General features: G+C 63.6%; 1 protein-coding gene. It reads right to left on the bottom strand.

Annotation, left to right across the window (positions count from 1 at the left end; translation table 11 throughout):
• Positions 1-54: 54 nt before the first annotated feature.
• Positions 55-13,875, bottom strand: coding sequence for a non-ribosomal peptide synthetase (locus OUZ52_RS01690; protein WP_266156573.1), 13,821 nt, complete (start codon positions 13,873-13,875; stop codon positions 55-57).
• Position 13,876 lies beyond the last annotated feature (1 nt).

The raw sequence follows: 13,876 nt of genomic DNA, 5'->3' as shown, positions 1-13,876 counted from the left end.
GATTTTCTCTTTCAATAATTCGATGGAATGCTTGTTCGAATGAGCAACCTAAAATCACATTTGCGAAAACATCGATTCCAAAAGCTCGATCTCCGACTGCGGAAGCGCTTCCGCCAAGGGGTGATCCGACGAGGTCGAGCCGCCCACGCCAGGCTGTTCGGCATACGCGACCAGGGCGTGCAGCGCATCGAACCAAAGCTGGCCGAGCTGACGGATCTCGGTCTCGCTGAACAACGCCTGCGCCCACGACCAGCTGGCGCTCAGCACAGGGCCGTGTTCGCGCTCATGAGTGATGGCGTTGAGGGTGATGGCATGGGGCAGCGGCAACTGCGGATCGGTGCTGCCACCGAGATCGTCGGCCTCGGCCAGCGGCATCCAGGCGTGTGTACTGGATGCGTCGAAGCGTCCCAGGTAGTTGAAGCACAGCTGCGCCGAAGGCAAGCCTGCCAGGGTCTTGGCGGTACTGGGATTAAGCTGTTGCAGCAAGCCGAAACCGATGCCGTTGTCGGGCAGGGCACGCAGTTGCTCCTTGATGCTTTTAAGAGCCTGACCCAGATCGGCATGGCCGGCCATCGCCTGCGCCAGATCGATGGCGCCAGGGTCCAACCACAGCGGAAAGACGCTGGTGAACCAGCCGACAGTGCGCGACAGATCGAGCCCCTCGGCGATGTCTTCGCGGCCATGGCCTTTCAGATCCAGCCGCACGCCCAGCGAACTGGTCTGGCCGCGCTGTTGACGCCAGGCGGCGACCGCCAGGGCGAAGCCGGTCAGCAATACATCGTTGATGTGGGCATGAAACAGCGCCGGGACGCGCGTCAATAACGCGCTGGTAAGACTGCTGGGCAAACTCAGGCTGAGCTGTGCGCTGGTGGCTACGGTATCGAGCGCGGCGCTCAGCGGGCGCGACGACAGCAGGGGGTCGGGCTGTTGCAGGATTTGCAGCCACGACGGCAACTCGGCCAGTCGCCGTGCGCTGCTGGCTTCATGTTGAAGACGCTGTGCCCAATGCCGGAACGAGGTGCCGACCGGATCGAGCTGGACGGCTTGTCCGGCCCGTATCGCCTGCCAGGCAGAGACCAGGTCAGGCAGCAGGATGCGCCATGACACGCCGTCCACCACCAGGTGATGCAGGATCAGCAATAGACGTCCGGCGTGCCGGCGCCCGGCATCGAACCAGACCGCTTGCAGCATCACCCCATCGGCCGGTGCGAGGCGTTGATCGGCGGCGTGGCCGGCCGCGGCGATGCACGACGCTAGGGCGGTGGCATCCAGGCCGTCGATATCGATGCGCTGCAGGCACGAGGTGGTGCTGAGGCTGCCTGCGGGCGGTATATGCAGCTGCCATGCCGAGTCGGGGGCGTTGCGTTGTACCTGCAGGCGCAGGATGTCGTGATGATCGAGCAGTGCCTGCAGCGCATCGCTCAGCTGCTCGGCGCTCAGCTCGGCCGGTACCTGTAGTAGTCGATGCTTGCCGCTGGAGGCGTTAGCCGCAACCGCCTGCGATGGCAGCCAGCGCTGCATCGCCGGTGTGGCCGGCAAGCTGCCGATGGCGACATCGTTGGCGCGGCTCCACGAGCTATCGGCCATGACGGCGACGCTGGCCAAAGCCTCGACGCTTTGACGTTCGAAGACTTGTCGCGGGGTGATGGTCAAACCCGCTTTGCGCGCGCGGGTGACCAATTGGATCGAGTGGATGCTGTCGCCGCCGAGGTCGAAGAAATTGTCGTCGATGCCGACCCGTTCCAGCCCCAATACATCGGCGAACAGGCTGGCAAGCATTTCTTCTTGCGGGGTGCGTGGCGCGCGATAACCGACAGCGACGAAATCCGGCGCGGGTAGTGCCTTGCGGTCGAGCTTGCCGTTGGTAGTCAGCGGCAAGGCATCGAGCATGACCAGGGCGGCAGGCACCATATGCTCGGGCAGGTGTTCGGACAGCGTGCGCCGTAGCGTGGCGGCGTCCAGGGTCTGTCCAGTGGCGGCGACCAGATAACCGACCAGTTGCTTATGCCCGGGCTGATCTTCGCGAACGATGACCGTGGCCTGAGCCACCGACGGCTGCTGCATCAGGCAAGCTTCGATCTCGCCCAGCTCGATGCGGAAGCCACGAATCTTGACCTGGCTGTCGGCGCGGCCGACAAAGTCCAGCTCGCCCTGCGGCAACCAGCGCGCGACGTCGCTGGTGCGATACATGCGGCGACCGTGCGGATCGAACGGATTGGCGATAAAGCGCTCGGCGCTCAGCGCCGGACGGTTTAAATAACCACGGGCCAGACCCTCACCGGCGATATACAACTCGCCGGCCACGCCAACCGGCAACGGCTGCAGTGCCGCGTCCAGTACATAAGCCTGCAGATCGGGAATGTGTTTGCCGATCAGGCTATTGCTGCGAGCGGCAATCCGTTCACGGTCCAAAGCGACAAACGTCACATGCACCGTGGTCTCGGTGATGCCGTACATATTCACCAGTCGCGGACTGTCTTCGGCATGTCGCTCGTACCAGTCATGCAGGCGCGCCAGTTCCAGCGCTTCGCCACCGAAGATCACCCAGCGCAACGACAATTGCTGACCCAGCTGCGGTTGCTCCCTATCAGCCTGCATCAATTGATAAAACGCCGACGGCGTCTGGTTGAGTACGGTGACGCGTTGTTCGACCAACAGCTTGAGGAAGTCGGCCGGCGAGCGGCTGGTGAGATACGGCACCACCACCAGACGACCGCCATGCAACAACGGCCCCCATAGTTCCCACACGGAGAAATCGAAAGCGTAGGAATGAAACAGCGTCCAGACATCGTTCGCGCCAAAGTGGAACCAGTCCTGGGTACTGGCCATCAGGCGGGTGACATTCTGGTGTGGAATGACCACGCCCTTGGGCTTGCCGGTGGAGCCGGAGGTGTAAATGACATAGGCCGGATGCCGGCTATGCAGCGGCTGCACGCGGTCGCGGTCGGTCGGATTACTCACGGGGCAAGCGGCGATGGCTTCGCGAACCGCGACCTCATCCAGCCATAGCGCGGTGCTCGGCGGCAAGTGGGCGGCCAGCTCGCGCAGGGTCAGCATGCGTAGCGGCTTGGCGTCCTCGACCATAAAGCTGAGGCGGTCGATCGGATAGTCGGGGTCCAGCGGCAAATACGCCGCACCGGCCTTGAGCACGGCCAGCAGGGCGATCACCATCTCGAGCGAACGCGGCAAGGCGATGGCGACGATCTGCTCGGGGCCAATGCCTTGCCGGATCAGATGATGCGCAAGCTGATTGGCGCGCTCGTTGAGCTGCCGATAGCTGAGCTCGCTGTCTTCGAACACCAGCGCAACCGCTTCGGGCGATTGCAGCACCTGCTGCTCGAACTGCTGCACCACGGTGGCTTCGGCGACCGGTGCCGATAGCGGATTCCAATCAGCCAGCAGCTGTTGCCGTTCGGCGGGTGTAAGCAGGTCGATCTGGCCAATCGGCTGCGTCGCATCGGTGGCAACCGCTTCGAACAGCTGCAACAACCGCTGGACAAAACCCTCGATGGTGGCGCGATCGAAAATATCGCTGGCATATTCGATAAAGCCATCCATGCCACGCAGCACGCCGTCGCTGGCACGGCTTTCGAAAAAGCCGAAGGTCAGGTCGAATTTGGCGATGCCATGGCCCAGCGATTCCGGCGTCAGCGTCAGGCCGGGCAGGCTCATCTCGGCGGCGGCATTGTTCTGCAGCACCAGCATGACTTGAAACAGCGGATGGTGATTCAGCGAGCGCGGCGGGTTGAGTATGTCGACCAGCCGTTCGAACGGCAGATCCTGATAGGTATAGGCGCTCAGGTCGTGACTGCGCACGCGCGCCAGCAAGGCCTCGAAGCTGGGGTTGCCCGAGGTGTCGGCGCGCAAAACCAGGGTGTTGATGAAGAAGCCGACCAAGTCGTCGAGCGCATCGTCGGTGCGTCCGGCAATCGGCGTGCCCACGGCAATATCGTCACCGGCGCCGAGCTTGGACAGCAGCACCGCGATCGCTGCGTGCAGCACCATGAACAGACTGGCTTGATGGTCGCGCGCCAGTTTGGACAGTCGTGCATGCAGGCGTGCATCGATATGCAGCGCTACCCGATGCCCCTGAAAGCTGGGCTGCGCCGGGCGCGCTCGGTCAAGCGGCAGGTTGAGCTGTTCGGGCAGGTCAGCGAGTGCCTGCTTCCAGTAAGCGATCTGCGTGGCGATGGCGCTGTCCGGGTCGGATTCATGCCCCAGCCATTGCCGTTGCCACAACGCATAGTCGGCGTACTGCACCGGCAGTGGCGCCCAGCCAGGCGCCTGCCCATGAAGGCGTGCGGAGTAAGCGATATTCAGATCGCGGAACAACGGCGTCCACGACCAGCCATCGCTGGCGATGTGATGCACCAGCAACAGCAGCACGTGCCGGCTCGGGCCGAGCCGGAACAGCCAGCCGCGGATCGGCATCTCATGCGCCAGATCGAAGCTATAGCCAGCCGTCTGCCGCAGCGCTTCATCGAGACCGGCTTCGCTGACGGTGATGGTCTCTAGGCTCAAGCGCGCCGCGGCTGGGTCGAGAATGCTTTGCCAGGCGCCGCCGTTGTCTTCATCGTCGTTGAAAATGGTGCGCAGGCTTTCGTGGCGCAGCAGCACGTCGTTCAATGCCGCGTGCAGTGCGCCGGTATCGAGCTGCCCGTCCAGTCGCAGGCTTAGCGGGATGTTGTAGGTCGCGCTGGGGCCTTCGAACTGATGCAGAAACCACAGGCGCTGTTGGGCGAACGACAGTGGGATACGCTCGGGTCGCGGCATCGGCCGCAGCGCCGAGCGGGCGGTGTGCCCCATCCCCAATTGCTCGGCCAGGCCGGCGACGGTGGGGGTTTCGAACAGGGCGCGGATCGGCAGTTCGACGTCCAGGGTCGAGCGGATACGGCTGACCAGGCGCGTGGCCAGCAGCGAATGGCCACCCAGGTCGAAGAAGCTGTCGTCGATGCCCACCGTTTCCAGGCCCAAGACTTCACCGAACAGGCCGGCCAGGATCTCTTCTTGCGGGGTACGCGGAGCGCGCTTGCTGGTGGAGGCAAAGTCCGGTGCCGGCAACGCCTTGCGGTCCAGCTTGCCGTTGATGGTCAACGGCAGCGCATCGAGCACGACCAGGGCGGCAGGCACCATGTAGTCGGGTAGTTGTTCGGATAGCTGATGGCGCAATTCGAGCATGAAGGCGCGGGTGTCGCTGCCTGCATCTGGATTATTGGCGTAAGCCAGCAACGGAGTGTTCGCCGTGTCGTTAGCCGTATAAAGCCCGGCCATGCTGCCGTTGCCGCTGATTTCGGCAAGCATCAAGACCGCGTCGAACTGTCGTCCATCCGGCTTGCCCGACCAGGTCAGCCAGCTGCGGTAGCCCAGCGAGGCGGCGACGTCGCACAGATGTTCCGGGTCGATACCCTGGGTGGTCGCGGCATCGATATCGAACTGCTGCTTGGCTTGCGCCACGCTGCCATCTTGCAAGCGCAGCATGGCATGCACGTCGCCGATGATGCGGCCATTGGGTACACCGTTGATACGCAGGCTGGATGGCCGCTCGGCCGACAGATACTCACGCAGCGATGCAAGGCTGGCGAGGTCGTGGCTCCATTGCAGCTGCACCGACGGGGTTGCCGGGCTCACCGCGGCGGGATGCTTATGCAGCACCACGTCATAGCGGTAACGGGTCAGCTCGTTGTGCGCGCGGCCGCGTTTCAACTGAATGTCGATCGCGCCGATATCGTCGCTGCTGGTTTGCAGCGCGGTGAAAAAACGCGGGTCGAGCAACAGCTCCCGTTCCATGCTCAGGTTTTGCGCAATCATCCGTTGCAGCTGCGCGGTGTCATCGCCGGCATCGGCCTTGTGCAACGCCACCGCCGTCGCAAAGCAGCGCAGTAGCTGCAGGTTGCGGATATCGCCGAGGAACAGGCGGCCGCCAGGCGCCAGCAAACGCATGGCCTGCCGGATGACATCCAGCAGATAGGTCGCGTTCGGAAAGTACTGGATGACTGAGTTGATAATGACGGTGTCGAAGAAGCCCGTCGGCAGCCCGCTGAAATCGTTGGCGGGCTGATTGCGCAGCTCGACGATGCTCGGCAGGGTGGCGCTGGCGGCGACCTTTTCCCTGATCGTCTGCACTGCCGCCGCCGACAAATCAGTACCCCAGTAGGCGACGCTGTGCGGGGCGATTTTCCACAGAATCAGGCCCGAGCCGATGCCGATTTCCAGCACGCGCCTGGGCTGCAATGACTGAATCCGTGCGATGGTGGCTTCGCGCCACTCGCGCATGTCTGCTTCGGCAATCGGCTGTTCGTCATAGCTGCTAAGCCAGCCACGGAAATCCTCTTCGGAGGCGACAAAGGTTTTATCGCTATAGACCTTGTCGTAGAGAAACTGCCATTCGTTGACTTGCTCGACTTCGCGCTGGGCATTTCGCTCGATGACTTCGGCGCCCGCACGAACCAGGTAACCGACTAGCTGCTTATGCCCGGGCTGATCTTCGCGAACGATGACCGTGGCCTGGGCCACCGACGGCTGCTGCATCAAACAGGCTTCGATCTCGCCCAACTCGATGCGGAAGCCACGAATCTTGACCTGGCTATCGGCGCGGCCGACAAAGTCCAGCTCGCCCTGCGGCAACCAGCGCGCGACGTCGCCGGTGCGATACATGCGGCGGCCGTTCGGATCGAACGGGTTGGCGATAAAGCGCTCGGCGCTCAGCGCCGGACGGTTTAGATAACCACGGGCCAGACCCTCACCGGCGATATACAACTCACCGGCCACGCCGACCGGCAGCGGTTGCAGTGCTGAGTCCAATACATAAGCCTGCAGATCGGGGATGTGTTTGCCGATCAGGCTATTGCTGCGCGCGGCAATCCTTTCGCGATCCAGTGCGACAAACGTGACGTGTACGGTGGTCTCGGTGATGCCGTACATATTCACCAGTCGCGGGCTGTCTTCGGCATGCCGCTCGTACCAGTCATGCAGGCGCGCCAGTTCCAGCGCTTCGCCACCGAAGATCACCCAGCGCAGCGACAATTGCTGACCGAGCTGCGGTTGTTCTCGGTCGGCCTGCATCAACTGATAGAACGCCGAGGGCGTCTGGTTGAGCACGGTGACGCGTTGTTCGACCAGCAGCTTGAGGAAGTCGGTCGGTGAGCGGCTGGTGAGATACGGCACCACCACCAGACGTCCGCCATGCAATAGCGGGCCCCACAATTCCCACACGGAGAAATCGAAAGCGTAGGAATGGAACAGGGTCCAGACATCGTTCGCGCTGAAGTGGAACCAGTCCTGCGTGCTGGCCATCAGGCGGGTGACGTTCTGGTGTGGAATGACCACGCCCTTGGGCTTGCCGGTAGAGCCGGAGGTGTAAATGACATACGCCGGATGCCGGCTATGCAGCGGCTGCAGGCGGTCGCGGTCGGTCGGGTTGCTGGTCGGACACGCAGTGACGGCTACGCGAACCGCGACATCGTCCAGCAACAGCGCGGTGCTCGGCGGCAAGTGGGCGGCAAGCTCGCGCAGGGTCAGCATGCGTAGCGGCTTGGCGTCCTCGACCATAAAGCTGAGGCGGTCGATCGGGTAGTCGGGGTCCAGCGGCAAATACGCCGCACCGGCCTTGAGCACGGCCAGCAGGGCGACCACCATCTCGAGCGAACGCGGCAAGGCGATGGCGACGATCTGCTCGGGGCCGATGCCTTGCCGGATCAGGTGATGTGCAAGTTGATTGGCGCGCTCGTTGAGCTGCCGATAGCTGAGCTCGGTCTGCTCGAATACCAGCGCTATAGCGTCGGGCGATTGCAGCACCTGCTGCTCGAACTGCTGCACCACGGTGGCTTCGGCGACCGGTGCGGCCAACGGATTCCAATCGCCCAGCAGCTGTTGGCGTTCGACCGGCGTGAGCAGGCCGATGTGCCCCAGCGGTCGTGCGGTCTCTTCGACAAAGGCTTCAAACCATTGCCATAGACGCTGGCTGAAATGTTCGATCGTGCGGCGCTCGAACAGGTCCGGCCGGTAACCCAATTGCAGCTGTAGTTGCTTGCCGGAGCTGGCCCACAGACCCAGCGGGTAGTGCGAGCGGGTGCCGCCCTGGCCGCCGTTGAACTCCACCCGCAGGCCTTGCTCGCGGGTGGCCAGTTCTTCGGGGTCAAACGGATAGTTGTCGAACACGATATGGCTGTCGAACAACTCGCCGAGTCCGGCGATCTGCTGAATCTCGATCAGCCCGATATGGTTGTGCTCAAGCAGGCGTACTTGCTGCTCCTGCACCCGCGTGACCAGCTCCGGCAGCGTTTCGCCGGGTGTCCACTGCAAGCGCAGCGGCAAGGCGTTAATCATCAGGCCGACCATTTGTTCGGCGGCCTGCAACTCGGCTGGACGCTCGGCCACGATGATGCCGAACAGCACATCGTGGCGCCCGGTGAGACTGCCCAGGCCCAGGCCCCAAACGGTTTGCACCAAGGTGTTCAAAGTGACGCCAAGGCGGCGCGCTTTCTGCTGAATCGCCGCGGTCAACTGCTCCGACAAGCTCAGCGTCAACGATTCCTGCATGGCTCCGATGCTGGATGCGCCGGGAGCGACCAGGGTTGGCTCTTCCAGGCCATCGAAGTACTGCGTCCACGCGGCGCGCGCGGCGGCGCGATCCTGCTGCTTGATCCAGGCGAGGTAATCGCGGAACGGCGTGACCGGGCGCAGCTTGGAAGCATCGCCGCGGCTCTTGTACAGATCGATCAGATCGCCGAGCAGGATCAACCATGTCCAGCCGTCGATCAGTACATGGTGGGCGGAATGGATGAGCTGGTATTGCGTCGCTTCCAGCCGCACCAGGGTGAAGCGCATCAACGGCGGTTGCGCCGGATCGAAACGGCGCGCGTGATCCGCGCTGAGTATGTCTTGCCGTTCGCGTTCGCGCTGCTCTGGCGGCAGTGCCGATAAGTCGATGTATTGCCACGGCAGCGTGACATCGCGCGGGATGAACTGCACCGGCTGCTCAAGGCCTTCATGGGCAAAGCCGGCACGCAGGTTCGGGTGACGTTCGAGCAGCGCCCAGGCCGCTGCGCGCAGGGCCTCCGGGTCCAGGGGGCCGCTTAGATTGAAAACGCGCTGGGTGGTATAGGTGCCTTGTTCGCGTTCGTCGTACAGCGTGCGGAACAAAAAGCCTTGCTGCATCGGCGACAGCGGCAGGATGTCATTCAATGCAGGGTGTTGCGCCTCCAGTCGTTCGATCTGGGCCTGATTAAGCGTGACCAACGGCAGGTCCGATGGCGTGAAGCCGCCGGCTTGCGGCAGCCTGGCATGCGTAACCAAAGCCTCCAGCGCTACAAACCAGGTTTGTGCCAGCTCGCGGATGTCGGCTTCGGCGAATTGTTCTTCCGTCCATTGCCAGATGGCATTGAGTTCGGGGCCATCGGCTTGGTCGAAGGTGACCGCGTTCAAGCTCAGGTCATGCGCGACCAGCAGGTCGAGGTCTGCCGCGCTGGAGCGGGTAATCGCCAGTGCTTCGTCGTCGAGCAGCGGGCCGGCCTCTTCTGCCGAGGCCGCCGTCAGCCGACCCAGATAGGCGAAGCCATAAGGCGTCGCGATCGAGTCGGGCAGGGCTGCCGCGGTTGCCGGATTGAGGTAACGCAGCAAGCCATAGCCGAGGCCGCGACCGGGTATGCCACGCAGTTGTTCCTTGATGTCCTTGAGCGCGCTGCCGATAGCGGCGCCACCGCTGAAGGCTTGCTCCAGGTCGATCAGGCCGGGATGGATGGCTACCGGAAACTGGCTGGTAAACCAGCCGATCGTGCGCGATAGATCGACGCCTTCAAAAATATCCTCACGACCGTGACCCTCCAGGCCGATGCGTATGGCTGTCTGCCCGTGGCCGCCGCGTTGTTGGCGCCAGTGCGACAAGGCCAGGGCGAAAGCGGTCAACAGCACTTCATTGATACGCGCGTTGAATAGCGTGGGTACGCGGGTCAGCAAATCGCTGGTGATGGCACTGGGCAGCTTCAGCTGGAAGCTGTTGATGGCGCGTGTGGCAACGGCTGAGGCAGCCGCTGTGCCTGCCACGTTTAGTCCACCGGGCGCAGCGAGCATGTGTTGCCACAACGGCAGTTCGGCCACCCGTTGTGCCGAGCCGGCCTCGGCGGCCAGCTGTTGGGTCCAGCGCCGGAACGAGGTGCCGCATGGATCGAGTGCCGGCCGTTGGCCCGCGCGAATGGCCTGCAAGGCGGCGGTGAGATCCGGAATCAGGATGCGCCAGGAGACGCCGTCCACCACCAGCCGATGCAGCGACAGCAGTAGCTGGCCATCCTGCTCGCTGCCCGCATCGAACCACACGGCGTGCAGCATGATGCCTTGCTCGGGATGCAGTTGCGTTGCGGATGCCTGACTGGCCTCCAGCATGCGTTGACGGCATTGCTGCGGATCGAGATTGGCGATGTCGACACGCTGCAGGCATGCGGATGCTTGAATCGCTCCGGCGGCGGGGATGTCGAGTTGCCAGTCACGGCCAGCGGCCAGCGTGCTTACGCGAAGCCGCAGCATCGGGTGATGATCGAGTACGGCTTGCAGCGCGGCGGTCAATGGCTCCGCGGTGATATCCGCCGGCAGCTTAAGCAGTCGCTTGATGCTGGGCTGGCTCGGGCCGGCGACCGCGCCGCGTTCGAGAAACCACCGCATCACCGGAGTGGGCGCGATGGTGCCGATGGCGACATCGTCACTCACCGTTGCCGTTGCCAGCGGCTGGATCATCGCCGCCAGGGCGGCGACGTTTTGATGCAGGAAGATATCTTTGGGCTTGAGCAGCAAGCCGGCCTTGCGCGCGCGACTGACCAGCTGGATCGAGCTGATGCTGTCGCCGCCGAGATCAAAGAAGCTGTCGTCGATACCGATCGCGTCCAGCCGCAACACCTGCGCGAACAAGCCGGCGAGGATGTCTTCGTGCGGGGTGCGCGGGGCGCGCCGATCCGCCGAGGAAAAATCCGGCGCCGGCAGCGCCTTGCGATCCAGCTTGCCGTTGGGCGTCAGCGGCAGCGCCGCCAGTACGACGATGGCGCTGGGCACCATGTAGTCGGGCAGTTGCTCGGCCAGTTCGCGTCGCAGGGCGGCCGGGTCCAGGGTGTGCCCGGCGGCGGCGACGGCATAGCCGACCAGCTGCTTCTGCCCCGGATGATCCTCGCGGGCGATGATCACGGCATGCTCGACCGCCGGCCGCTGTTTCAGGCGCGCCTCGACCTCGCCCAGCTCGATGCGGAAGCCACGGATCTTGACCTGATGATCGATGCGCCCGAGGTAATCGATCACCCCGCTGGGCAACCATCGCACCAGGTCGCCGGTGCGATACATGCGGCTGCCGGGCTCGCCGAACGGGTTGGCGACAAAGCGCTCGGCGGTCAGCTCAGGCCGCTGCCGATAACCCCGGGCCAGGCCGGCACCGGCGATATACAACTCGCCGGGCACGCCCTCCGGTACCGGCTGCAAGGACGCATCCAGCACATACAACTGGGCGTTCCAGATCGGACGGCCAATCGGAATGCTGTGCGCGGTGCTGACGTCGTCGGTGATCTCAAAGGTGGCGCAGCCGACGGTGGTTTCGGTGGGGCCAAAGTGATTGACCAGCCGCACGCCAGGAAAGCGTTGCTGCCAGAAGGCGATATCGGCCGGAACCATCGCCTCGCCACCGGTCATCAGCGTCTGCGTCGGGCTGGCCGCCAGGCTGCTTTGCAGGTTTTGATTGATCAGCTTCAGATGCGAAGGCGTGACCTTGACCAGGGTATACGGCACGGCCTCAGCGGGGCCGTTGCCCAGCCGCTCGACCTCGTCGCCGGCCGGCAAGACGGTCAGCGGCTGACCGGCGATCAAAGCACCGAAAACGGTGGTGATACCGGCATCGAAGCTGATCGAGAAGACCGTGGGCGAACCGCCCTGGGCCGTTTCGCCGTGCTGGTAATAAGCTTGACGATCCCAGCGCAGATAGTTGGCGATGGCGTGGTGCGCGATGACCACGCCCTTGGGGCGTCCGGTGGAGCCGGAGGTGTAGATGAGATAGGCCGGGTGCGCCGGCTGTAGCGGCTGCAGCCGTTCGGCCTGGGTCGGGTTTGTCGACGGCATCGCGGCAAGCGCTGTCTGCACCTCGGCGGCATCCAGCAGGCAGCGCGTCAGCGACGACGGCAAGCTATGGGCTGGTTCGGCAAAGCTGAGGACAACAGCCGGCTGGGCGTCCTCGATCATCAGGGCCAGGCGCTCGGCCGGGTAGTCCGGGTCCAGCGGCAGATAAGCGGCACCGGCCTTGAGCACGGCGAGCAAGGCGACGATAAGTTCCAGCGAACGCGGCAAGGCGATGGCGACGATGTGCTCAGGGCCGATGCCTTGCTGGATCAGGTAATGGGCAAGCCGGTTGGCCTGTTGATGCAAGGCCTGATAGCTAAGCGACTGGCCTTCGAAGATCAGCGCGGTGCTCGGCGAAGCGGCATGCGCTTCGAACAGTTCGGGCAAGGTGGCGGCGGGCAGCGGCTGGGCGGTGTCGTTCCAGGTGCTGAGCAGGCGGCTGCGCTCGTCGGGGCGCAGCACGCTGATCTGGCCGACGGGGTGATCCAGATCGTCGGCCAGGGTTTCGAACAGGCCTTGCAGGCGCTGGGCGATCACTTCGACGGCAGCGCGGTCGAAGGCATCGGGGCGATAGCCCAGGCGCAGTTCCAGCGCGGCGCGCGGAATGGCGCACAGGCCCAGCGGGTAGTGGGTGCGGTCGCCGCCTTCGCCACCGAGGTCTTCCACCTGCAAACGGCTAGCGGAGGCTGCATGTGCCTGGCTTGCATCGGTCGAGCTTGGGTCAATCGTCAGCTGGCCGACCGGCATGTTTTCGAAAACGACATGGGTGTCGAACAACTCGCCCAGGCCAATAGCCCGCTGGATGTCGCTGAGGCTGAGGTGTTGATGCTCGATCAGGTTGGACTGTTGTTCTTGCAGCTGCTGCAACAGGCTGAGCAAGGTCTGCCCGGGCTGTAAGCGCAAGCGCATCGGCAGCGTATTGATAAGCATGCCGACCATGTTCTCCACCCCGGGAAGCTCGGCGGGGCGATGGGAAACGGTGACGCCAAAGACTACATCGCTGCGGCCGCTTAGGCGGCCAATCAACAGACCCCAGGCCGCCTGCACCAAGGTGTTGACGGTAAGCCGATGGCGGCGCGCCTGCCGGGTCAATCTATCGGTCAGTGCCTCGGAGAGGTGAAGGCTGAAAATTTTCGTGGGCGGCGCGCTGGCCGCCAGGTTGCTGACCAGGCGGCAGGGATCTTCCAGGCCGTCGAGATAGTCGCGCCAGGCCTGGCGCGAGGTTAGCGGATCTTGTCGTTTGATCCAGGCCAGGTACTCCCGATACGGCGTAACCGGTGCCAGCACCGAGGCGTCGCCGCCGCTTCGATGCAGGGTGAACAACTCTTCCAGCAAGATCGGAATCGACCAGCCGTCGAGCAGGATGTGATGATGGGTAAAGACCAGCCGGTGCCGCTGGGCGTCCAGCCGGATCAAGGTAAAGCGCAGCAGCGGCGGACGCGCCGGGTTGAAGCGTTGCTGGTTGTCTTTGTCCAGCACGCGCTGCAATTTATCTTGTTGCGCGACCTGGTCCAGCGCGGACAGATCGACGAACTGCCACGGCACCGTGATATCGCGCGGAATGATCTGGACCGGTTGATCCTGTCCTTGATGGATAAAGCCCGCACGCAGATTGGCATGCCGTTGCAGCAGCGCATGTACCGCCGCCTGCAAGGCTTCCGGCTCGAGCGCTCCGACCAGCTCGAAGATCATTTGAACGTGATAAGCATCCACAGCCTGTTCGTCGTACAGCGCGTGGAACAGCAATCCTTGCTGCAGGGGCGCCAGTGGCAGAATTTCGGCGATCTTCGACATG

Source organism: Dyella silvatica (assembly GCF_026283955.1).
GTDB lineage: Bacteria > Pseudomonadota > Gammaproteobacteria > Xanthomonadales > Rhodanobacteraceae > Dyella_C > Dyella_C silvatica.
Note: the sequence above shows the minus strand (reverse complement) of the source record. Positions and strands in the feature narration are given on the sequence as shown.

Excerpts from the sequence above, each read along its gene's own strand:
- OUZ52_RS01690 (WP_266156573.1), bottom strand. The coding sequence starts at position 13,875 with ATGTCGAAGATCGCCGAAATTCTGCCACTGGCGCCCCTGCAGCAAGGA.